A 22482-nucleotide genomic window follows, 5' to 3' on the forward strand; every position below is an offset into this window, starting at 1 on the left:
CGCTGCGACGTGCAGCTCCGTGAACCCTGCCGCGATCAGGCGCTGCGGCTGTCACGCTTGAGCAGATACACGCCCAGATAGAGCACCGCGAAGATCAGCCCCAGCACGGCGGCGGCGCCGAAGACGTTGCTGCCGTCACCGGGCAGGAATTCCAGGAAGGACGTCAGGAACTGTCCCAGGAAGATCGCCATCGTCAGGTAGGAGAGATTGCGTCCGCGCACCGAGGTGTGGCTGCGCTCCACCGTCATGTGGTTGAGCAAGGGGATCGAGAAGCCGAAGCCCATGCCGGACAACACGGCACCGACGCTCATCAGCGTCATGTTCTCGGCCTGCTGGAAGAGGAACAGGCTGCCGGCATAGAGCAGGAAGGCCAGCACCAGCGTCGGCATCTCACCCAGGGCACGCGACACCTTCGGCATCAGCATCGCCGCGACCACCGCGACCAGCGAAATGCCCGCCAGGAAGATACCGGTGGCCGCTTCGTCCAGCCCCAGCAGATTCAAGCGCATCGGCAGCATGACGATGGCGGTGAAGAACAGCGTCAACGAGATGGCCGCGGCCAGGTAGACGCTGGTCAGCGAGGAGGACAAGGCCTCACCGCCGGCATTTCCGCTCTCCTCGGCAGGCGCTTCAGGCGACTGCTTCGGCACCATCATCCACAGCATGACCAGCAGTACCCAGGCCAGCAGATAGAGGGCGAAGGGCCACTGCCAGGCGATACCCGCCAGCACACCACTGACGAACAGGAAGATCACCCCGCCAAGCTCGATGGACATGCCCTGCTGGGCGATCATCGCCAGACGCGCATGGCCGTGATACCACTCGGAGATCAGCGTGGTGCCGCCCGCCATCACCACGGCGGTCACGCCGCCGAGCAGAATGCGATCGGCGAACACGACGACGGTGCCTTCCAGCAGTGCGCCGCCCGCGCCCAGCACGCCATACAGGAACAGCCCGCCCACCAGCGAGCGATAGGCACCGACACGATCGATCATGCGCCCGGCGATGGGCGCGAACAGCACGGCGCCCAGCGATGGCAGGGTAATCAGCCAGCTGGCATGGCTCTCCACCTCAAGCGCCGAGGCGATGCTCAGAAGCCCCGGCGCGACCACGGTACCCACCATGATGGTCAGACAGGCGATGGCCAGCAGCGTGAAACGGCCGCCGGCAGAAAGCGGTGGTGAGGGTCCGCGCGTATCCTGCGCGGCCACTCCACTCGTTGATGTCGTCATATTGGCTCCACTCGAATTCAGAACCCTCCTGTCAGCCGCTACGCGCCCCGCCTGCTCGCTTGCTTGCGTGCTTGCGTGCTTGCGTGCTTGCGAGGCCAAGCCAGCGGCAAGCAGCAAGAGACAGGAGACAAGGCGAGACGGCAGAGACTGACGAAGGGAGGTTTGGCAGGCCTTCAGACTAGCGAGTGCAGGCTTATAATAGAAATGACAATACTTGATATAACTTATACTGACTGAACATCAATCAGCCACGAGGGCCGGCATGGAACTCCGCACACTGAAAACCTTCGTCTCGGTGGCGACGCACAGAAGCTTCTCGGCCGCCGCCCGCGAGCTGCATACCGTGCAACCCGCCATCAGCCGCCAGATCGCCGATCTCGAAGCCGAGCTGGGCGTCAGCCTGCTATGGCGCAATACGCGAGAAGTGAAGGTGACGGCACCGGGGGAGGCATTGCTGGAAGAAGCGCAGCGCATGCTGGCGCTGGAGGCACAGGCACGCAAGCGCGTGGCGATGGCTGCCAGCGGCCAGACCGGCACACTGCGCATCGGCTACATGAGCTCGGCCTGCGCAAGCTTCGTGCCCGGACTGATGCGCGACTTCGCCAGCAACCATCCCGAGGTCAGCCTGTCATTGCATGAGATGAGCGCCCAGCAGCAGCTGGATGCCTTCGCGCGTGACGAAATCGACATCGGGCTGTCGCGCCCGCTTCCCGGCGAGCAGCGTGACAGCCTGACCGCCCTGGCGGTCTACGAGGATAGGCTGATGGCGGTGGTGCCCGAGGGGCATCGTCTGGCGCACCGCAAGCGACTCGCCCTCAGCGAGCTTGCGCAGGAAGATTTCGTGCTGTTTCAGCGCGGGCAGGCGACGGGGCTGTTCGATCAGATCATCAGTGCCTGCGGCGATGCCGGCTTCTCGCCGCGCATCCAGCGCCAACCGGCCTTGATGCAGACACTGCTCAGTGAGGTGGCGGCGGGACTGGGAGTCGCCATCGCGCCCGGCTGCATTCGCCGCCTGCAACGTGATGGCTGCCAGTTCATTCCCCTGCGCCCGGCACTCGGAGCCGTACCGCTGGAGCTGCACTACCCGACCACACCGGTCCGTCCGGTGATCGAGGCCTTCGTCGCGCTGGTCGAGCAGCGCCTGCCCGCCATCCGCCAGCAGATGGCGTGAGCGCGAGTAGTGGCGAGAAGGTGCTGGTCAGCAGTTCAGGCCGCAGGCCACCGCCGAGGACCACGCCCACTGGAAGTTGTAGCCGCCAAGCTCCCCGGTGACATCCAGCACCTCGCCGATGAAGGCCAGCTGCGGCAGATCGCGCACGCTGAAGTCCTTCTGCGAGATGGCATCGGTGACCACGCCACCCATGGTGACCTCGGCGGTGCGCCAGCCTTCGGTGCCCGCCGGCTTGAGCTGCCAGTGATTGAGCGCCTTGGCCAGCTGCTCGAGACGCGCGTTGGAAAGCTCGGCGAGACTGCGCTCGCTGATGCGACCGGCGTCGGCGTCCTGCCACTCGACCAGCGACTGGGCGAGACGCTTGGGCAGGCGCTCGCCAAGCCAGGGGCCGATCTGGCGCTTGGGATGCTGCTCGCGCAGGGCAAGCAGCTCGGCATAGGCATCGACGCCCGGCAGCAGGTCGATGTCCAGCGGCTGACCGGGTGTCCACCAGCTGGAAGCCTGCAGCATCGCCGGACCGGAAAGCCCGCGATGGGTAATCAGCATCGGTTCGCGATAGTGGCCCTTGCCGGCGGTGACGCTGACGTCACAGGCAAGCCCCGACAACGGCGACAGACGCTCCTTCCACTGCGAGGTCAGCGTGAATGGCACCAGCGCGGCGTAGGTATCGGTGACCTCGAGCCCGAACTGGCGCGCGATGTCGTAGCCGAAGCCGGTCGCGCCCAGCGTCGGAATCGACATGCCGCCGGTGGCTACCACCACGCGCCCCGCCGTGTGCGTGCCATTGCTGGTCTCGACGCGCATGCCCTCGCCCGCGCGCTCCAGCGAGGTGATGCGCGTACTCAGACGAATCTCCGCCCCGGCCCATTCACACTCCGTCAGCAGGATTGCCAGCAGGTCCTTGGCGGAATCAGCACAGAACAGCTGTCCCGGCTTCTTCTCGACGTGCTCCAGCCCATGGCGCTCCACCAGTTCCAGGAAATGGTGCGGCGTGTAGCGCTTGAGCGCCGAGATGCAGAAATACGGATTGCGTGAAAAGAAGTTGGCTGGTCCGGCATCCAGATTGGTGAAGTTGCAGCGCCCACCGCCGGACATCAGGATCTTCTTTCCGGCCTTGTTGGCGTGGTCCAGCACCAGCACGCGCTTGCCCTGATAGCCTGCCGTGGCGGCACACATCAGGCCTGCCGCGCCTGCGCCGATGATGATGACGTCATATGTGGCCATGCGGGACACTCCGTGAAGCGAAGAAAGGAAAGGAAATCGGCTGTGCAGACACACGCGGGCCGGCATTCTACCAGAAGCCTGCCGCAGCCAGCGGCCGGAGATGGGAAACAAGACACCCCCACCGTCAGAGACGATGAGGGTGTCTTGTCAGACCGGACAGACTAGCCAGTCACGGCGCGTCTCAGACGATGACGCCCTGGCTGCGCAGGTAGTCGTCGTAGGTGCCGGAGAAGTCGACCACGCCATCGGCCTTCAGCTCGATGATGCGGGTGGCCAGCGAGCCGACGAATTCGCGGTCGTGGCTGACGAAGATCAGGGTGCCCGGGTAGTTTTCCAGCGCGAGGTTGAGTGCCTCGATGGATTCCATGTCCAGGTGGTTGGTCGGCTCATCCATCACCAGCACGTTGGGCTGCTTGAGGATCAGCTTGCCGAACAGCATGCGGCCCTGCTCACCACCGGAAATGACCTTGACCGACTTCTGGATGTCATCATTGGAGAACAGCATGCGCCCCAGGGTGCCACGCACGACCTGCTCGCCGCCGCCGGTCCACTGCGCCATCCAGTCATAGAGGCTCATGTCGTTGGCGAAGTCATGGGCGTGGTCCTGCGCGTAGTAGCCGACGTCCGCGGCATCGGTCCACTTCACTTCACCGGCGTCCGGGTGCATCTCGCCGACCAGGGTGCGCAGCAGCGTGGTCTTGCCGATGCCGTTCGGGCCGATGATGGCGACACGCTCACCGGCGGCGACCGTGAAGCTGAAGTTCTCGAACAGGGTGTTGCCGTCGAAGCCCTTGGAGAGCTTGTCGATCATCACCGCATTGTTGTGGACCTTCTTGGTCTGCTCGAAGCGGATGAACGGGCTGACGCGTGAGGACGGCTTGATCTCGTTGAGCTGGATCTTGTCGATCTGCTTGGCACGCGAGGTCGCCTGCTTGGCCTTGGAGGCGTTGGCGGAGAAGCGGCTGACGAAGGACTGCAGCTCGGCGATCTGCGCCTTCTTCTTGGCGTTGTCGGCCTGCAGCTGTTCACGCGCCTGGGTGGCAGCGGTCATGTACTCGTCGTAATTGCCCGGGAACAGACGCAGCTCACCGTAATCCAGGTCCGCCATGTGGGTGCAGACACTGTTCAGGAAGTGACGGTCGTGCGAGATGATGATCATGGTGCTGGAACGCGCGGTCAGCACGCCTTCCAACCAGCGGATGGTGTTGATGTCCAGGTGGTTGGTCGGCTCATCGAGCAGCAGGACGTCAGGATCGGAGAACAGCGCCTGTGCCAGCAGCACGCGCAGCTTCCAGCCCGGCGCGACTTCGCTCATCGGCCCCAGGTGCTGCTCGATGGGGATGTCGAGGCCCATCAGCAGCTCACCGGCACGCGCTTCAGCGGTGTAGCCGTCCAGCTCGGCGAATTCGACCTCGAGGTCGGCGACCTTCATGCCGTCTTCCTCGCTCATCTCCGGCAGCGAGTAGATGCGGTCACGCTCGGCCTTGACCACGGCCAGACGCTCGTGGCCCATGATGACGGTGTCGAGCACCGTGTATTCCTCATAGGCGAACTGGTCCTGACGCAGCTTGCCCAGACGGATGTTGGGCTCGAGCATGACGTGACCACCGGACGGCTCCAGATCGCCACCGAGAATCTTCATCATGGTCGACTTGCCGCAGCCGTTGGCGCCGATCAGGCCGTAGCGATTGCCACGCCCGAACTTGGCGGAGACGTCTTCAAACAGCGGCTTGGCACCGAACTGCATGGTGAGATTGGCGGTAGAGATCACGAGGGAATATCCGTTTGAAATGAAAAAGGTGGGCGGTGATGAAGTGTCACGCTGGCGCCGGGAAATACGGGGAGCCGCAAAGGCCTGGCAGGCATCAGCCGCGGAAGAAGACTTCCAGCAGGTGATAGCCGAACTTGCTCTTCAGCGGCCCCTGCAGGGTATTGAGCGGCCCCTTGAAGATGGCGCGATCAATGCCGCCGACCATCTGGCCGGGGCGCACTTCGCCCAGGTCACCGCCCTGCTTGCCGGAGGGACAGGTGGAGTGCTTCTTGGCCAGTTTCTCGAACGGCTGGCCGCGCTCCAGTGACTGCTTGAGACGCTGCGCCTCGGCCTCGGTCTTCACCAGAATGTGGCGTGCCATGGCAATACGAGCCATCTCATGTCCTCTTGCAGGCGGAATCGGTCTTGCCTCACGCCATCTCGTGCCCCGGGCATCCCGTAGGCGGGCCCGACGTCATCCGAGCACGCCCCTGACGACATGACAGCCGTCATGACGCGAGATCAGGCGTTCGGGGAAGGTTCGACAGGCGATGGGGTGAGTCTGAAGGCGGGCATGATAACAGCTCAGGATGACAGACGCTGTAGTGCAAGCTCGATAGCTCGCTCAGAAACGCGAAAAGCCCGCATCGTGAGATGCGGGCTTTTCTGAATCTGGTGGAGGAGGAGGGATTCGAACCCTCGAAGCCTTTCGACTTACACACTTTCCAGGCGTGCTCCTTCGACCACTCGGACACCCCTCCAGATCAGTGCTCTCATTGGTCACCCGACTGCGTCGTGTTTCCCTTGAGAACGCGGCGTATATTATCGATAACCTTCGAGTGGCGCAAGCCTTTTTTCCAAAAACTTTCAGATAGATAGCGTCAGCGCTCTCGCCCTACGCTCCACCCTGTGCCCTCAACCTGCGCACTGGGCCGAGACCGCACTCGTCGTCACGGCCCCAGCACCACGTAATCGCCACGGGCCTCGAAACACAGTCGCGGAGCGGACTGCCCTTCGACCTGACACCACAGCTGTTGGGTCAGCGACAGTCGTGCTCGCCGCCCTGCCGCCAGGCGCTCGCCCACCTCGTCCAGCGCTGCCATGTCATCCGGCGCGCAGATGATGTGATAGTCGCCACTGACCGGGGCCAGAAACTGCTGACTGGCCTGTGACACCACGATATCGCGCTGGATACCGCGAGCACGCAGCCAGAGCGTCAGCCAGCTCCAGCCACACAGGGTCGCCTCGAGACTCATGGCGCCGCCGAAGGCAGTGCCCTTGTCGTTGAGATTGGGCGGCAGACGCAGGTGCCAGCTCAGCTGACCCGTCGAGCGTTCGGGCTCTGACCACTGCATCTCGACAAGCCCCAGGTGAGCGGCCAGCGGGATCGCCTGCGTCAACCAGCCACGAAACCGTGGCAGGTCGTCGCTGACCGGCGCCGCGAGACTGCCCAGCTGCCCCTGCGCATCACGCGGCAGGGGCAACGGTGGCCAAGCCTCACCACTCAGGCGCGACGGCTCATTTCGCGTCTCACTCACTCAGCGTCTCTCTCATCAAGGGCTTCGCTCAGCGCCTCTCTCATTCAGGCCCTCGCTCAGCGCTTCTCATCAAGGGCCTCGCTCATGCAGCATTTCACTGCCAGCGTTCGACGAAGTCGGCACTGTTGCGGTTCGGCAATGGCTTGAGGCGCCCTCCCGGGGTGCCGAGATAGAGGAAGCCGACCAGCTCATCCTGCTCGCCCATGCCGAGCCCTGCGTGCACGATGGGGTCAAAGGCGTAGCCACCGGTGCGCCACATGCCACCGAGCCCCTGGGCCTGAGCGGCATACAGCATGGCGTGAGCGGCACAGCCGGCACTGACCACCTGTTCGACACGCGGCACCTTGGGGTGGTCCGGCGTGACCCTGGCGATCACCGCGATCACCATCGGCGCACGCAGCGGCTTCTTGCTGGCGGCGGCCTGGGCGGCCTCGTCACCGGCCGGCGACTTGTTGCGCTCCGCCTCGGCGAACAGCTCACCGAGGCGCTCAAGCCCGCCACCCGTGAATTCGATGAAGCGCCAGGGCGTCAGCTCGGCGTGGTCCGGCGCGCGCAGGGCGGCCTGGTAGATGGCCTCCATCTGCTCAGCGCTCGGGGCCGGCGCCATCAACTTGCCCATGGAATTGCGTTCATGCAGTAACGTCAGCGCGTCCATCGTCTCTCCTGTCACAGACTTAAGATAAGAATTATTCTCACACTAGCATGTCGCCGGTACGCCGTCTCATCACTCGCTGCTATCTACCTGATTGGCAAGGCGCTATCTGGTTGGCGAGGTGACAGAGACGACTACTGCCGGGAGAGACGCAGCGGCAGACTGGCGCGGGCCTCGGCCTCGAGATCCGCCGTGGCGCGCCACGGGCTGATATCCAGGCCGCCACGCCGCACGTAGCGCGCCATCACCAGCAGAGACTCAGGCTTCACGCGCGCCATCAGGTCGACGAACAGGTGCTCGACGCAGTGCTCATGGAAATCCTGGTGCTGGCGATAGCTGATCAGATAGGCCAGCAGGCGCTCGCGATCGATACGCGGGCCGCGATAACGGATCCACACGCTGCCCCAGTCCGGCTGGCCGGTGACCGGGCAGTTGGACTTGAGCAGGTGGCTGTGCAGGTCTTCGCTGACGATGTCGGCGTCATCGGCGCTGAGCAGCTCCGGCGACGGCGTGTAGTGCTCGACGCTGATCGGCAAGTCATCGAGGCACTCTCCCGGCAGGCGCCCGACGTCCAACTCGCTATCGTCCAGTCCCAGCAGACGCACCTCGACCGGCGCACCGGCCGCGGCGGCGAGGTCACGCTCCAGCGTTGCCTTCACCGCTGCCTGATCGGAGAAACGACTCTGATTGAGACTGTTGAGATAGAGCTTCCAGGACTTGGATTCGATCAGGTTCGGCGAGGCTGCCGGCAGGCGAAAACGGGCCACGCGCACCCACGGCTTGCCGGCCTCATCCAGCCAGGAGACTTCAAAGGCGTGCCACTCATCCTCACCGACGAACGGCAGCGCCGCGTCATCGATACCGATGGGGCCACGATTGGCTGCCCGCGCGATGGGGAACAGCAGGCTGGCATCGTAGTGCTCGGGATAGGCGGACTCTCGCCCGAGCGGGGCATCCTTGAGGGTCTCGGGACGCGCCTCGTCGGGCACGTTGACGGCAGTGGGGTGAGCCATGACAGCACTCCAGTGAAATAGGCCAATAAAGCATCGATATCAGGGGCGCAGACAGCAGAACGCCGGCAGAAGCCGGCGTTGCATGCACTGGCGCGATAGCGCGCATCTTACCATCATCGTCTGGGCGACATCTTCAGCTGCGGATGCCCTTGCCACGCTCCAGCAGCCACAGCGCGAAGGCGAACAGGCCGATGATGAAGGCCACGATGGCCGCCATCGCCGGGCCGACGCTGATGTCAGAGACGCCCAGAATGCCATAGCGGAAGGTGTTGACCATGTAGAGGATCGGGTTGGCCAGCGACACCGTCTGCCAGAATTCCGGCAGCATGTGGATGGAATAGAAGACGCCCCCCAGGTAGGTCAGCGGCGTGAGCACGAAGGTCGGAATGATCGAGATGTCATCGAACTTGCGCGCGAACAGCGCATTGATGAAGCCACCGATGGAGAACAGCAGCGCCGTCAGCACCACGACCATGATGGTCAGGAAGGGGTGATGGATATCGAGGTCCGTGAACAGGAAGGCCACGGCGGTCACGATGATGCCGACCCCCAGCCCGCGCACGGCGCCACCGATGATGTAGCCGAGCAGGATGATCCACGAGGGCAGCGGCGAGACCATCAGCTCCTCGATGCTGCGCTGGAACTTGTTGGAGAAGAATGACGAGGCCACGTTGGAATACGAATTGGTGATCACCGACATCATGATCAGCCCCGGCACGATGTAATCCATGTAGCTGATGCCATCCATGGTGCCGATGCGCGAGCCGATGAGATTGCCGAAGATGACGAAATAGAGCGTCATGGTGATGGAAGGCGGCAACAGCGTCTGCGGCCAGATACGCGTGAAACGACGGACTTCCTTGACGACGATGGTGACCAGAGCCACCCATAGCTGACGGGGGTTCACTGCGTGATCTCCTTGGCAACATTGGAGGCGATACCGCTTTCGGCGTTGGAACGCTCGACCAGGTCGACGAACAGCTCCTCGAGACGATTGGCACGATTGCGCATCGACACCACGGTGATACCGGCACGATCCAGCGCCGCGAAGGCGGTATTGATCGACTGGCCCTTGCGCACGGCGAGCGCCAGCTGCTGAGGGTCACTCAAGGAAACCTCGAACCCGGCAATCACCGGCGCCTTGGTCAGCGGCTCACGAATGTCGAGCAGGAAGGTTTCCGCATCCAGCTTCTTGAGCAGCTCACGCATGCTGGTGTTATGCACGATCTCGCCATGGTTGATGATGGCGATGTTGCGGCACAGGCTCTCGGCCTCTTCCAGGTAATGCGTGGTGAGGATGATGGTGGTGCCCTCCTCCCGATTGATGCGGCGCATGAACTCCCACATCGAGCGGCGCAATTCGATATCCACACCGGCCGTCGGCTCATCGAGAATCAACAGACGCGGCTTGTGAATCAGCGCACGGGCAATCATCAGACGACGCTTCATGCCACCGGACAGCATGCGTGACGGGGTGTCGCGCTTGTCCCACAGCCCGAGGTCCCTGAGCAGGCGCTCGGCACGCGGGCGCGCTTCCTTCATCGGCATGCCGTAATAACCCGCCTGGGTCATCACGATGTCCTGCACCTTCTCGAACTGATTGAAGTTGAACTCCTGCGGCACGACGCCGAGGTGATACTTGGCCTTCGAGAAGTCCTTGTCGATATCGATTCCGTAGATCTCGACCTTGCCTGCGGTCTTCTGCACCAGCGAACTCACCACGCCGAGGGTCGTGGACTTGCCGGCCCCATTGGGGCCCAGCAGCGCGAAGAAATCGCCCTCGGGGACGTCAAGATCAATCCCCTTGAGCGCCTCAAAACCGTTGCCGTAGACCTTGGTCAGGCCACGGATAGACAAGGCAGGTCGTGACATCGGACACCTGTAATCGATTGACGCTGTCAGCCAGCACAGCAGAAAAGACGCATCTGAGAACAATTGCGCAACAGTGATGGCACCGTTTCGCCGTCCGCGAACATGAAAATCAGACGCAAGATATTGGATGCGCATGGTAACGCATTCGGCGCTGCCACATCAGACACACGGCAGAAAGGCATTAGTGCGCCACGGGAAACAAGCAGAGGGAGAAAATCACGCGGGGACAGCACCAGAGAGCGGCACAGAACAGGGTGGAGAGGAATTCCAGGCACAAAAAAATCGCCAGTGACGTAACACGATGATCGTGTCTGTCAGGCGATGGCGTACTGCTATGTCATGCTTCAGCTTGCAACGTCACATTCGACTGGAGCGGGAAACGAGATTCGATCGGACTGGCGTTCCAGATCGCGACCTATCATTGCGCTTTTCGACTGGAGCGGGAAACGAGATTCGAACTCGCGACCCCAACCTTGGCAAGGTTGTGCTCTACCACTGAGCTATTCCCGCCTGTCGAAACACAAAAACTGCGGCGTAAAACAGAATGGCGTCCCATAGGGGGTTCGAACCCCTGTTACCGCCGTGAAAGGGCGGTGTCCTGGACCACTAGACGAATGGGACACACGTTAGAAAAAGCCATGCTTAATCTAAATGGAGCGGGAAACGAGAATCGATCGGACTGGCGAACCAGCTCGCGACCTTGTCGCATTGCCTTTTCCTCTGGAGCGAGAGATGAGATTCGACCGGGCTGACGTTCAGCTCGCGACCTTGTCGCATCACTTGTTCCGAATGGAGCGGGAAACGAGATTCGAACTCGCGACCCCAACCTTGGCAAGGTTGTGCTCTACCACTGAGCTATTCCCGCACCGGGTGTCATGAACCTGTGCTCACGACATCTGTCTTACTGCTGGCTTGCCACACCATCATGCTCTGCATGGCGTCCCATAGGGGGTTCGAACCCCTGTTACCGCCGTGAAAGGGCGGTGTCCTGGACCACTAGACGAATGGGACGTACTGGAGCGGGAAACGAGATTCGAACTCGCGACCCCAACCTTGGCAAGGTTGTGCTCTACCACTGAGCTATTCCCGCAACACAAGCAGATCATGCGACCACATAAGACCGAAGATGGCGTCCCATAGGGGGTTCGAACCCCTGTTACCGCCGTGAAAGGGCGGTGTCCTGGACCACTAGACGAATGGGACACACGTTAGAACAAGACATGCCTGATCTAAATGGAGCGGGAAACGAGATTCGAACTCGCGACCCCAACCTTGGCAAGGTTGTGCTCTACCACTGAGCTATTCCCGCACTCCGGTCTCTACGCTGCAAGAAAGTGGCGTCCCATAGGGGGTTCGAACCCCTGTTACCGCCGTGAAAGGGCGGTGTCCTGGACCACTAGACGAATGGGACGTAACGTTCTTGCCTCGTCGAGGTGGCGCGTATATTACAAAGACCCTCCCCCTTCGTCAACCCCCTGCTTCAACAGGATTTTTCCGGCGTTGGCCAAGTGCATCCACCACATGCTTGTGGTCACGCCCTGACGCCCGCATTCTTGGGGTATGTACCGGGTTTCGCGTGAAGACCGTCAGTCACTCTTTTCGAATTGCCGCGCAGGAGAACTTGCTTGCAGGTTCACACGAGCGCCATTCGAGAAACGCATAGATAGAGAGAAGAGATCATGAGCGAACAAGACCCGCAGACTCAGGACAAGTTGATTCGCAGTGAAGAGGAGTGGCGCAAGCGCCTGACGCCGGAGCAATACCGGGTGACGCGCGAGGCAGGGACCGAGCGCCCCTTCACTGGCGATCACGAAGTCAGCCCGACGCCGGGTACCTATCACTGCATCGCCTGTGACGCCAAGCTGTTCGACAACGACACCAAGTTCGACTCCGGCTGTGGCTGGCCGAGCTTCGACCGCCCCTATGCCGATGCCGCCGTCGAGGAGCACTTCGATACCAGCCATGGCATGCGTCGCGTGGAAGTGCGCTGTCGCCGCTGCGAATCTCATCTGGGGCACGTCTTCCCGGATGGCCCGACTGACACCGGTCAGCGCTACTGCATCAACTCCGTCGCGCTGCGCTTCAAGCCGATACGCGCCTGACGCCCGGGACATGGAGAGTTGATAGAGCGCTGGGTAGTGATGACCGGATAGCGCGCCACCATGGCCAGGCCGCCTCTGATAGAATGCGTCGCCATACGCGTCCCCTCCTCTCCCGCATGCCATGTAGCGCCATCCCTGATGGATGAGCGCCTTCCCGGGCATGCGGGAAGAAGGAGGCAGGACAGAGGTGACAGAACAACCGTCATACCCCTGACGGCAGGAGAGAAGCGACATGCTGGGCTGGTATCCGGGACATATGCACAAGGCACGCCGTCAGATAAAGGACGCGCTGCCCGAGATCGACGTGGTCATCGAAGTCCTCGATGCCCGCCTCCCCTACTCCAGCACCAATCCGGTGCTGTCCGAACTGACCCGCCACAAGCCGGTACTCAAGCTGCTGTCTCGCGCCGATCTGGCGGACCCGGCACGCACCCGCGAATGGGTCGAGTATTTCGATGCCCTGCCCAACACCCGTGCACTGGCGATCACCACGCTTGAGGCGCGTGACCTCAAGCAGATTCCGCGCCTGTGTCGCGAGATGGCCGGACATATCCGCGTCGATCGCGATGCGCGAGTGATGGTGATGGGCATCCCCAACGTCGGCAAGTCGACGCTGATCAATGGCCTGGCCGGTCGCAAGATCGCCAAGACCGGCAACGAGCCCGCCGTCACCAAGCGCCAGCAGAAGATTCGCATCGACGGTGGCATCGCCCTGATCGATACCCCCGGGGTGATGTGGCCGAAGATCGAGGACCAGGCCAGTGCCTATCGCCTGGCCGGCAGTGGCGCGATCCGTGACACCGCCATCGATTACACCGATGTGGCGGTGATCGTCGCGGCGGAGCTGGCCAAGCGCTACCCCACGGAGCTGACCGCACGCTACAAGCTGAAGTCACTGCCGGCCTACAGCGCCAACCCTGACGCCGAGCGAGTCGAGAGTGATGGCCCGCGCAAGGTCGATCTGATGGCGCTGTCCGGCTTCAATGGAGTCGCGATTCTGGAAGAGATCGCCAGCAAGCGCGGTGGCCTGCGTGCCGGTGGCATCATCGACCTGCACCGCGGTGCTGAGGTGCTGCTGCATGAACTGCGCGACGGCAAGCTTGGGCGCCTGACACTGGAAACACCCGCCGACATTCCTGCTGAGCCGGTGCCGGAAGCCAGTGGCGAGACAGAAGATGGAGCCGAAACGCGTGAGCAAGAGAGCGAATAACGCTACCAGAACAAGGCGCTAACGCGACTCTCGCCTGGCTCCCGCCCGCGGGAGATGCTTGAACGCCAGTTGAAAATCCCGCCAGAAAACCTCTGGCGGGATTTTTTTCTGCCTGAACATCTCAAACCACAAATTTAACCACGCTATTGGCCCTTGGCCGTGGCGCGGCAGGCCAGCGGCGCGATATGCTGGACGCTCGCCCCTACACCTTACGTGACGGAGATCTACGGAAAGCATCATGGATACCGAGCAAAGAAAGCCCCGCGAAATTCGCAAGTCACACAAGCTGGACAACGTCTGCTATGACATTCGCGGGCCGGTTCTCGAACACGCCAAGCGTCTCGAGGACGAGGGCCATCGCATTCTCAAGCTCAATATCGGCAACCCGGCGCCCTTCGGCTTCGAGGCACCGGAAGAGATTCTGCAGGACGTGATGCGCAACCTGCCGACAGCGCAGGGCTATTGTGATTCCAAGGGGCTTTACTCTGCGCGCAAGGCGATCATGCAGGAGTGCCAGCGCAAGGATATCCAGGGTGTCGGGATCGAGGACATCTACGTCGGCAACGGCGTCTCGGAGCTGATCGTGCTGGCCATGCAGGCATTGCTCGATGATGGTGACGAGCTGCTGGTACCGGCGCCGGATTACCCGCTATGGACCGCAGCCGCCAACCTGGCCGGTGGTCGCGCCGTGCACTATCTGTGTGACGAAGCGCAGGACTGGGCACCCTCCATCGAGGACATCCGCGCCAAGGTGACCAGCCACACCAAGGGCATCGTGCTGATCAACCCGAACAACCCGACCGGCGCGGTCTATCCGCCCGCGGTGGTGAAGGACATTCTGCAGGTCGCGCGCGAATTCGGTCTGGTGGTGTTCTCTGACGAGATCTACGACAAGATCCTCTACGACGGCACCGAGCACGTCTCCACCGGCGCGCTGGCCGATGATCTGCTGGTCGTGACCATGAACGGCCTGTCCAAGAGCTACCGCTGCGCCGGCTTCCGCTCCGGCTGGATGATTCTCTCCGGCGACAAGCGTCCGGCGGCCGACTTCATCTCCGGCCTCGACATGCTGGCCAGCATGCGCCTGTGCGCCAATGTGCCGGCGCAGCACGCCATCCAGACGGCGCTCGGCGGCTATCAGTCGATCAATGACCTGGTACTGCCGGGCGGACGCTTGCTGGCCCAGCGTGACGCGGCCTGGAAGAAGCTCAACGAGATTCCCGGCGTCAGCTGCGTGAAGCCCAAGGGCGCGCTCTACATGTTCCCGCGGCTCGACCCCGAGATGTATCCCTTCGAGGACGACCAGCAGATGGTGCTGGAGCTGTTGCTGGAAGAGAAGATGCTGCTGGTGCAGGGCACCGCCTTCAACTGGCCGAATCCGGACCACCTGCGCATCGTCACCCTGCCCTACGCCGACCAGCTGGAAGAAGCCATCGAGCGCCTCGGCCGTTTCCTGGCGCGACGTCGCAAGGCCTGACGTCGGCCCAGCCCCCGCAATCAAGGGGCTACGCAGGTCGCCTCCAGTGGTGATACCTTGCTGTCCTTGCAGACCGTCCTTGCAGACTGTCGACGCAAATTCTGCCCGCGCCACCGCCAGTGATTCATCTCACTGTCAGTATCGCGGGCAGATAATTGCGCCCTACCGATATATTGGCATTGGAGACCTGACCCCATGATGCGGATAGCCCTTTTTCTGATCACCAACCTGGCGGTGGTGCTGCTGGCCAGTGTCACGCTGCGCCTGCTGGGCTTCGATGGCTACATGGAAGCCAACGGCATCAACTACACGGCGCTGCTGATCTTCTGCTTCATCATCGGCATGGCCGGTTCCGTGATCTCGCTGTTCCTGTCCAAGACGATGGCCAAGTCCTCGACCGGCACCGTGATCATCGAACAGCCGCAGAACGACACCGAGCGCTGGCTGCTGGACACCGTCGGAGAACTGGCGCGCGACGCTGGCATCAAGATGCCGGAAGTCGGCATCTTCCCGGCGCAGCAATCCAATGCCTTCGCCACCGGCTGGAACCGCAATGATGCGCTGGTCGCTGTCTCGGCCGGCCTGCTCAATCGCATGCGTCCCGAGGAAGTGCGCGCCGTGCTGGCGCACGAGATCGGCCACGTCGCCAACGGCGACATGGTGACGCTGACGCTGATCCAGGGCGTGGTGAACACCTTCGTGATGTTCTTCGCGCGTATCGCCGCACACGCCATCGACGCCTTCCTCAAGCGCGATGACGAGAACGGCGGCCTGGGCTTCTTCGGCTACATGGCGGTCGTGTTCGTGCTGGAAATGGTGCTGGGCCTGGTGGCCTCGATGATCGTCGCCTGGTTCTCGCGCTGGCGCGAATACCGTGCCGATGCCGCAGGCGCAGGCCTGGCGGGCAGCGGCTCGATGATCAATGCCCTGGCTCGCCTCAAGCAGGAACATGAGCTGCCGGACCAGATGCCCGACACCATGACCGCCTTCGCCATCACCACCGGCAAGAGCCGCAAGCTGATGGAGCAACTGTTCGCCAGCCACCCGCCGCTGGCTGACCGTATCGCCGCGCTCAAGGCCGCTGCCTACAAGTAAGCTCCGCCAATCCTGCACGGCCTGATTGGCCCCTGCAGACAGCAAAAAGCCCGCCACGTGATCCACGTGGCGGGCTTTTCTGTCAGTGGGCGCCGCTCGACATGCCGCCCCTCACGCCAACGCTTCCCACCCCGACAGCCCCAGCAGATTCACGGCAGCGTCGAGGCCGATCTGTTGCATCTCGCCCACGTTCAGCGAGTCACCCCGCAGGGCGCCCTCGATCCACAGGCCATCGACCAGCCCGTTGAGCGCGATGGTCAGATGCTGCAGCCGGGTCTCGTCTTCCTGACGCCCTTCCGCCACCAGAACGTCCTCCACCAGATGACGGAACAGCTCGGTCGTTTCGCGATAGGCCTCGCGGCGAATCTCCGCCATGCGAGGGTCGCCATAGGTGAGCGGCAGAAAGTTGGCCCACAGCAACAACGTCTGCGGCGTCACGATCGGCGGTGACAGATTGGCCTCAAGAAAGGCCTTCAACCTCGCATGAGGTGCCAGCTCTCGCCCTTCTATCGTGTCGGAGGCATCGGACAGCAGGCGCTCCAGAAAGCGGCGATAGGCCGCGTAGAGCATGTTGTCCTTGCCTTCGAAATAGAAGCGGATCAACCCATTCGAGACACCGGCATATTCGGCGACACGCCGCACTGTCGTGCGCGAGATCCCCTCGCTGGCAATGCAGGTCAGGGTCGCTTCGATCAGGTCATCCTCTCGGGCATTGTTGTCTCGACGACTGGCCATGGAACGTGAATTACCCCTCGCGCAGAATCGGATTGGTCAGGCAGGTGGGGCCACCTTCGCATGCCATGCACAGGGCGTCACCTTCAAAAGTGCGCACACGCACGCCGGCGGCTTCCATCACGGCACGCGTGCCGGGGAAGCCATCGATCATCACGCAATCATTCGGTGCCAACGGCATGACATTGAGGCTCAGGCCCAGCGACTGGTGGAACTCCTCTTCCGGGGCAATCACGAAGCGAATACCGCGCGCTTTCATCAAGGTCCAGAGTGCAGCAGGGATCAACTTGGGATGTACCAGATAGGTGTCATCCGCCAGCGGCGAGATAACCGACATCAGATGCAGGCAGGCCGCCTCGCCCTCCCAGACGGGCAGATCGAAGCCCAGCACCTCGATCCCGTGCGGATTGAGCAGCGCGTTGAGCTGACGCACGCCCTCCCGATTGGAGCGGAAGCCCATGCCGACGACAAGGGTGTTCTCATCCAGCCACAGGGTGTCGCCCCCCTCGATGGCCGCCTCACCTTCCAGGCGACCGATGACCGGAATGCCGGCCTGCTCATAGACCTGACCATGCCGGTTCGGTTCGTCCTTGCGCAGCGGCTTGCCCATCTGGAACAGCACGGCGCCGGCACGCGTCACCACCGAGGCATCGCGGGTGAACATGGCATCTGACAGCCCGTCATTGGTGTCCTCCATCCAGACGATCTCGGCACCGCTCTCCTCCACCATCTCGACCAGAGCCTGGTACTGACTGATGGCTTTCTCGGCATTGAAGTAGTGGTTGTAATGCCAGACCGCCGGATCGGCATTGCGCAGGCTGTCGCCAGGACGACGCATCAGGACACGCGTCATTCGAGCGGCCATTGAGTGGCAACCGAACCGGGAGGAGGCGGGGGTATTCGACATGGAGGAAACCTCATTTTGATGGTCTGTCAGTCGCAATTGACTCGAATGTTATACAGATGCATAACTTTTATACAGATGCATAGTTTTATACAGGCACATGACTTTATGCAACTGCATAGTCAGTAGCCGAGTGCATAACAACAAGATCAATCAGAGGACTCGCGCGTGCCTCACTCTCCTGCCACCCCGATGACCGATACGAATGACGATGCCGTCATCGACATTCGCGGACTCTGGAAATCCTTTTCTGGACGCGAAGTCCTCAAGGGCATCGACCTCACCGCCCAGCGTGGTGACGTGATCTCACTGATCGGCAGCAGCGGCTCGGGCAAGTCCACCCTGCTGCGCTGCATCAACCTGCTCGAGACACCCAGTGATGGGTCCTTGCGTCTGCTGGGCGAGGACGTGGCGCTGCGGCGGCGTGGTCAGCGACTCGAACCCGTCAATCGCCGACAGCTGCGTCTGCTGCGAGCTCGCCTGGCGATGGTCTTCCAGAACTTCAATCTCTGGCCTCACATGAGCCTCGAAGCGAACCTCATGGAAGCGCCGATGCAGGTGCTCGGTCAGTCCCGCGCAGAAGCTCGGGAGCATGCTCACCAGCTGCTGGAGCGCGTCGGGCTGTACTCCCACCGCCAGGCCAACCCGAGAACGCTTTCCGGCGGCCAGCAGCAACGTGGCGCCATCGCCAGAGCCCTGGCCATGTCGCCGGAGGTACTGCTCTTCGATGAACCGACCTCGGCACTGGACCCCGAACTTGTCGGCGAGGTGCTCGAGGTGATGCGCGACCTGGCTGCCGAAGGACGCACCATGGTCATCGTCACCCATGAGATGAAGTTCGCCGCTGATGTCGCGAACAAGGTCATCTTCCTCGACCAGGGCAACATCGAGGCCCAGGGCACCCCCGACCAGATATTCCGCTCCCCCTCTTCCGAGCGCCTCAAGCAGTTCATCGGCTCGATTACCTGAACCAGGAGAAGACCAACAATGAAAACCCTGTCCGCTATCGCATCTCTCGGGGCCATCGCCCTGACCCTGAGCACCGTAGCCCAGGCCGACGTCGTACGTGTCGGCTTCGCCAGCGAGCCCTACCCGCCGTTCGCCACCCTGCAGTCCGATGGCAGCGTGACCGGCTGGGAAGTCGATATCGCCAATGCCGTCTGCGCCTCGGCAGAGCTTGAGTGCGAGATTGTCACCTCCTCCTGGGATGGCCTGATTCCGGCGCTGACCACGCGCAAGATCGATGCGATCGCCGCTTCACTCTCCATCACCGAGCAGCGCCGCAAGGTCATCGACTTCTCGGACAAGTACTACCAGACCAGCGCTGCCATCATGGGTGCCAAGGGCGACGAGATCACACCGACGCCAGAAGGACTGGCCGGCAAGACACTGGGTGTGCAGTCGGCCTCCATTCATCAGACCTATGCCAAGCGCCACTTCCCCGGCACTCGAGTGCGTGAATACCAGACCCAGGATGAGGCCAATCAGGACCTGTTCGCCGGACGCATCGATGCCACCCTGGCCGACATCCTCGTGCTGGATGACTATCTCGCGAGCGACGATGGCGAACTGTGCTGTGACATGAAGGGCAATGTCGCGCACGACGAGAGCATCCTGGGGTCCGGCGTTGGATTCGGCGTACGCAAGGGCGACAACGAGCTGCTGGAGCGCCTGAATGCCGGTATCGCCGAGATTCGTGCCAGCGGGCGTTATGACGAGATCAGCAAGCAGTACTTCGACTTCGACATCTACGGAGATTGAAGCCGCCCTCGTCTCGACTTCGCCATACCGCATGAGGAAATTGCATGGCTGACTATCGCAACATGAGCATCGGCGAGCTGCTGTCGCTGACGCCGCCGGGCTGGGGAGGCGCTCTGCTGGATGGTCTGGTGCTATCGCTGCAGGTAGCGGCGAGCGGCTATCTGATTGGCCTGGTGATCGGCATGGCGGGCGCTGCGGGCAAGATCTCGGGTGGCCCCGTCACCCGCGATCTGCTCACCGGCTATACGACGGTGATACGCGCGGTCCCCGAGCTGGTACTGATCCTGCTGGTGTATTTCGCGGCGCCGGATGCCCTGAACCATCTGGCGAGCGCCGTCGGCCTCGGCCCCCTCGAGATCAGCCCCTTCGTCGCCGGGGTGGCCGTCATCGCTCTGGTGCAGGGCGCCTATGCCACCGAAGTCATCCGCGGCGCCATCAATGCCATCCCCAAGGGAATGCATGAGGCCGCACTGGCGCATGGCATGGCACCCTTCACCATCCTGCGCCGCATCACGCTGCCATTGTTGCTGCCAGGCGCCCTGCCGGGCCTCTCCAATCTATGGCTGATCGCGACCAAGGACACGGCACTGCTGGCGGTCGTGGGCTTCACGGAACTGACACTGGCCTCGCGTCAGGCGGCCGGTTCCACCCGCCATTACCTGCTATTTCTCGGCGCCGCGGGGGTGCTCTACCTGATCGTATCGCTTGCCTCCAACCTGCTGTTCAAGACACTGGAGCGTCGCATGGACAAGGGGGCCCACCATGGCTGAGCCCAGACTTCCGCCCCATCGCCACATCCTGATCGCGATTGTCGTCGCCATCCTGGTGGCGATCGGCACCCAGATGCACTGGGACTGGGTCGCCCAGTACCGCGGCGAGATCGGCAAAGGCATACTGCTGACGCTCTTGCTGCTGGTCTCCACCAGTGTGGCGGGCTTCCTGCTGGCCATCCCGCTGGGGCTGGCGCAGGCACGTGGGCCGCGTCCGCTGGCGTGGCTGGCGCGAGGGTTCTGCAATCTGATTCGCGGTACCCCGTTGTTGCTGCAGCTGTGGATTCTCTACTACGGACTGGGGTCTCTGTTTCCGTATATCCCCGGCTTGCGTGGCAGCTGGTTGTGGCCGGTGCTGGCAGATCCGTGGATCTACGCCTTCTGTGCCTTGACCCTGTCGTTCGCAGGCTATGAAGGCGAGATCATGCGCGGCGCCTTTGCCGGCGTACCGCGCGGCGAACTTGAAGCGGCTCGCTCGCTGGGCATGTCTCCCTTCAGCATTCTCCGGCGCATCTGGCTGCCCAGAGCCGTACAACGGGTATTGCCCACGCTGAATGGCGAGCTGATCATCCAGCTCAAGGCGACGCCACTGGTCGCGACCATTTCCGCCATCGATACCTATGCCGTCTTCGGGCGTATCCGCCAGGAAACCTATATCGTCTACGAGCCGCTGCTGCTGATGGCCTTGATCTATCTCGTCATCGCGGGACTGATCACCCTCGGCTTTCGCACACTCGAGAAACGCCACGCTTCATGAGGCCTGACATGCAACGCACCCTCGATATCCTCACTCGCCTCATCACCTTCGATACCACGTCGGACCGCTCCAATCTGGCGTTGATCCACTTCGTGCGTGACCTGCTGGCCGAGCACGGCATCCAGGCGACCGTGCTGCCGAATGCCGAATGCCGAGGGCGACAAGGCCTCACTGCTGGCGACGATAGGGCCGCCTGCCGCCGGGGGCGTGGTGCTTTCCGGTCACACCGACACCGTGCCCGTCACGGGGCAGACCTGGTCTCAGGACCCGTACCAAGCCACGCTCAAGGAGGGGCGCCTGTACGGTCGCGGCTCGGTGGACATGAAGGGCTTCATCGGCCTTTGCCTGGCGATGGTGCCGCAGTTTCTCGCATCGCCCCTCAAGCGGCCGATCCATCTCGCCTTCTCCTATGACGAAGAAAGCACCTGCATGGGCTGCCTGCCGCTGATCGACCACATGCGCGAGACACTGCCCGAAGTCGCCGCCGTCATCATCGGCGAGCCGACGCAAGGCCGCGTGGTGTCAGCGCACAAGGGCGTGCACTCCTGGCGCACGGAGGTGACGGGCGTCCCGGCCCATTCGAGCCGGCCAGACCTTGGCATCTCGGCCACCTTCTACGCCGCGCGCATCATCTCGGAACTCGAGCGCACGGCAAACGAGCTGCGCACCAATGCCACCCGGGGAGAGCTGTTCGAGCCGCCCTATTCCACCCTGCACGTCAGCGCCATGCAGGGCGGCAATGCCCCCAATATCATCGCCAAGGACGCTCGTCTGCATTGGGAGCTGCGCAATCTGCCCAGTGATCCGCCTGACGCGGTGCGTGCACGCTTCGATGACTTCACCGCACAACTGGCGCGCGAGATGCAGCAGCATTCAGCCGACTGCCGCATCCAGACACTGGAGGACTATGCCTCGGTGCCGGCACTCACCCCGGAACCCGACGGCAAGGCAGAGGCGCTGGCCTTCACCCTGACGGGACAGAGTGAGCGCTGTGGCGTCGGCTTCTGCTCGGAAGCGGGCTGGTTCCAGGATCGCGGCTTCTCCACCGTCGTGTGTGGGCCCGGCTCCATCGCACAGGCTCACAAGGCAGACGAATACATCGAGATGGCGGAACTTGAGCGATACCGTGACTTCCTCGCGCGTCTCATGCAGCACCAGTGCGCGGATTGAGCGCTGAGAAGAACGAATTTGCCGCGCCTGTGAGCCGTAAAAAAGCCCGCCA

21 protein-coding genes and 9 tRNA genes are annotated in these 22482 nt (G+C 62.6%); 10 read left to right on the forward strand and 20 right to left on the reverse strand.

Annotation, left to right across the window (positions count from 1 at the left end):
• Window positions 1-35: 35 nt before the first annotated feature.
• On the reverse strand, window positions 36-1232 hold the full coding sequence (locus tag AOG28_RS06000; protein ID WP_082388362.1) for an MFS transporter: 1197 nt from the start codon (window positions 1230-1232) through the stop codon (window positions 36-38).
• Between the two features lie 262 nt (window positions 1233-1494).
• Here AOG28_RS06000 and AOG28_RS06005 point away from each other — a divergent pair, with 262 nt between their 5' ends.
• Window positions 1495-2403: a LysR family transcriptional regulator gene (locus AOG28_RS06005; RefSeq protein WP_054555638.1), complete on the forward strand. Its 909-nt coding sequence runs from the start codon at window positions 1495-1497 to the stop codon at window positions 2401-2403.
• Window positions 2404-2430: 27 nt separating this feature from the next.
• On the opposite strand, the gene AOG28_RS06010 is transcribed toward AOG28_RS06005, so the two are convergent.
• From AOG28_RS06010 to AOG28_RS06090, 17 genes are all read right to left on the reverse strand, one after another.
• Complete coding sequence (locus AOG28_RS06010) at window positions 2431-3627, reverse strand: NAD(P)/FAD-dependent oxidoreductase (RefSeq protein ID WP_054555639.1); 1197 nt, start codon at window positions 3625-3627, stop codon at window positions 2431-2433.
• A gap of 181 nt (window positions 3628-3808) precedes the next feature.
• Window positions 3809-5398, reverse strand: coding sequence for an ABC-F family ATPase (locus AOG28_RS06015; RefSeq protein ID WP_043333876.1), 1590 nt, complete (start codon window positions 5396-5398; stop codon window positions 3809-3811).
• 94 nt (window positions 5399-5492) lie between these two features.
• On the reverse strand, window positions 5493-5774 hold the full coding sequence (locus AOG28_RS06020) for a peptidylprolyl isomerase (RefSeq protein WP_043333877.1): 282 nt from the start codon (window positions 5772-5774) through the stop codon (window positions 5493-5495).
• Window positions 5775-6050: 276 nt separating this feature from the next.
• Window positions 6051-6138, reverse strand: a tRNA-Ser gene (locus tag AOG28_RS06025).
• 189 nt (window positions 6139-6327) lie between these two features.
• The gene (locus AOG28_RS06030; RefSeq protein ID WP_235506960.1) at window positions 6328-6915 is read right to left on the reverse strand and encodes a YiiD C-terminal domain-containing protein; all 588 of its coding nucleotides are present in this window, start codon (window positions 6913-6915) and stop codon (window positions 6328-6330) included.
• 94 nt (window positions 6916-7009) lie between these two features.
• Window positions 7010-7570 carry an NAD(P)H nitroreductase gene (locus AOG28_RS06035; protein ID WP_054555640.1) on the reverse strand — a complete coding sequence of 187 codons (561 nt, stop codon included), beginning with the start codon at window positions 7568-7570 and terminating at the stop codon, window positions 7010-7012.
• A gap of 131 nt (window positions 7571-7701) precedes the next feature.
• Window positions 7702-8580 carry an NADPH-dependent 7-cyano-7-deazaguanine reductase QueF gene (queF, locus tag AOG28_RS06040; protein ID WP_054555641.1) on the reverse strand — a complete coding sequence of 293 codons (879 nt, stop codon included), beginning with the start codon at window positions 8578-8580 and terminating at the stop codon, window positions 7702-7704.
• A 133-nt stretch (window positions 8581-8713) separates the two neighbouring features.
• Window positions 8714-9487, reverse strand: coding sequence for an ABC transporter permease (locus AOG28_RS06045; protein WP_043333883.1), 774 nt, complete (start codon window positions 9485-9487; stop codon window positions 8714-8716).
• Entirely contained in the window at window positions 9484-10452 is a 969-nt protein-coding gene (locus AOG28_RS06050) for an ABC transporter ATP-binding protein (protein ID WP_054555642.1), read from the reverse strand. Before AOG28_RS06050 ends, AOG28_RS06045 begins: the two co-directional genes overlap by 4 nt.
• A gap of 435 nt (window positions 10453-10887) precedes the next feature.
• Window positions 10888-10962 (reverse strand) — tRNA-Gly (locus AOG28_RS06055).
• Window positions 10963-10997: 35 nt separating this feature from the next.
• Window positions 10998-11073, reverse strand: a tRNA-Glu gene (locus AOG28_RS06060).
• Between the two features lie 169 nt (window positions 11074-11242).
• Window positions 11243-11317: transfer RNA gene (locus AOG28_RS06065), tRNA-Gly, on the reverse strand.
• Window positions 11318-11387: 70 nt separating this feature from the next.
• Window positions 11388-11463: transfer RNA gene (locus AOG28_RS06070), tRNA-Glu, on the reverse strand.
• A gap of 4 nt (window positions 11464-11467) precedes the next feature.
• Window positions 11468-11542, reverse strand: a tRNA-Gly gene (locus AOG28_RS06075).
• Between the two features lie 37 nt (window positions 11543-11579).
• Window positions 11580-11655 (reverse strand) — tRNA-Glu (locus AOG28_RS06080).
• 31 nt (window positions 11656-11686) lie between these two features.
• Window positions 11687-11761: transfer RNA gene (locus tag AOG28_RS06085), tRNA-Gly, on the reverse strand.
• 26 nt (window positions 11762-11787) lie between these two features.
• Window positions 11788-11863 (reverse strand) — tRNA-Glu (locus AOG28_RS06090).
• Window positions 11864-12131: 268 nt separating this feature from the next.
• On the opposite strand from AOG28_RS06090, the gene msrB reads away from it, so the two are divergent.
• The 4 genes from msrB (at window position 12132) to htpX (ending at window position 16336) form a co-directional block, all read left to right on the forward strand.
• A complete protein-coding gene (gene msrB, locus AOG28_RS06095; RefSeq protein ID WP_043334292.1) occupies window positions 12132-12554 on the forward strand; it encodes a peptide-methionine (R)-S-oxide reductase MsrB in 423 nt (140 codons plus the stop codon).
• Between the two features lie 232 nt (window positions 12555-12786).
• Window positions 12787-13764 carry a ribosome biogenesis GTPase YlqF gene (gene ylqF, locus AOG28_RS06100; RefSeq protein ID WP_043334293.1) on the forward strand — a complete coding sequence of 326 codons (978 nt, stop codon included), beginning with the start codon at window positions 12787-12789 and terminating at the stop codon, window positions 13762-13764.
• A 238-nt stretch (window positions 13765-14002) separates the two neighbouring features.
• Window positions 14003-15241: a pyridoxal phosphate-dependent aminotransferase gene (locus AOG28_RS06105; protein WP_043334294.1), complete on the forward strand. Its 1239-nt coding sequence runs from the start codon at window positions 14003-14005 to the stop codon at window positions 15239-15241.
• Between the two features lie 195 nt (window positions 15242-15436).
• A complete protein-coding gene (gene htpX / locus AOG28_RS06110) occupies window positions 15437-16336 on the forward strand; it encodes a protease HtpX (RefSeq protein ID WP_054555643.1) in 900 nt (299 codons plus the stop codon).
• Between the two features lie 111 nt (window positions 16337-16447).
• Here htpX and AOG28_RS06115 read toward each other — a convergent pair whose 3' ends face one another.
• The gene (locus AOG28_RS06115) at window positions 16448-17071 is read right to left on the reverse strand and encodes a TetR/AcrR family transcriptional regulator (RefSeq protein ID WP_043334296.1); all 624 of its coding nucleotides are present in this window, start codon (window positions 17069-17071) and stop codon (window positions 16448-16450) included.
• Between the two features lie 10 nt (window positions 17072-17081).
• Window positions 17082-17975: a dimethylarginine dimethylaminohydrolase family protein gene (locus tag AOG28_RS06120; RefSeq protein ID WP_082388364.1), complete on the reverse strand. Its 894-nt coding sequence runs from the start codon at window positions 17973-17975 to the stop codon at window positions 17082-17084.
• A gap of 189 nt (window positions 17976-18164) precedes the next feature.
• Here AOG28_RS06120 and AOG28_RS06125 point away from each other — a divergent pair, with 189 nt between their 5' ends.
• The 5 genes from AOG28_RS06125 (at window position 18165) to argE (ending at window position 22430) form a co-directional block, all read left to right on the forward strand.
• Window positions 18165-18941 carry an ATP-binding cassette domain-containing protein gene (locus AOG28_RS06125; RefSeq protein WP_054555644.1) on the forward strand — a complete coding sequence of 259 codons (777 nt, stop codon included), beginning with the start codon at window positions 18165-18167 and terminating at the stop codon, window positions 18939-18941.
• A gap of 18 nt (window positions 18942-18959) precedes the next feature.
• Complete coding sequence (locus AOG28_RS06130) at window positions 18960-19733, forward strand: transporter substrate-binding domain-containing protein (RefSeq protein WP_054555645.1); 774 nt, start codon at window positions 18960-18962, stop codon at window positions 19731-19733.
• 44 nt (window positions 19734-19777) lie between these two features.
• Window positions 19778-20503 (forward strand): ABC transporter permease, encoded by a 726-nt coding sequence (locus tag AOG28_RS06135; protein WP_043334300.1) that lies wholly within the window; start codon window positions 19778-19780, stop codon window positions 20501-20503.
• Window positions 20496-21260: an ABC transporter permease gene (locus tag AOG28_RS06140; RefSeq protein WP_054555646.1), complete on the forward strand. Its 765-nt coding sequence runs from the start codon at window positions 20496-20498 to the stop codon at window positions 21258-21260. The genes AOG28_RS06135 and AOG28_RS06140 overlap by 8 nt, the downstream gene beginning before the upstream one ends.
• Before the next feature lie 141 nt (window positions 21261-21401).
• Window positions 21402-22430, forward strand: coding sequence for an acetylornithine deacetylase (gene argE, locus AOG28_RS06145; protein WP_054555647.1), 1029 nt, complete (start codon window positions 21402-21404; stop codon window positions 22428-22430).
• The last annotated feature ends 52 nt before the right edge of the window (window positions 22431-22482 follow it).

The sequence above is a fragment of the Cobetia sp. UCD-24C genome, from assembly GCF_001306765.1.
GTDB classification, from domain to species: Bacteria; Pseudomonadota; Gammaproteobacteria; order Pseudomonadales; family Halomonadaceae; genus Cobetia; species Cobetia amphilecti.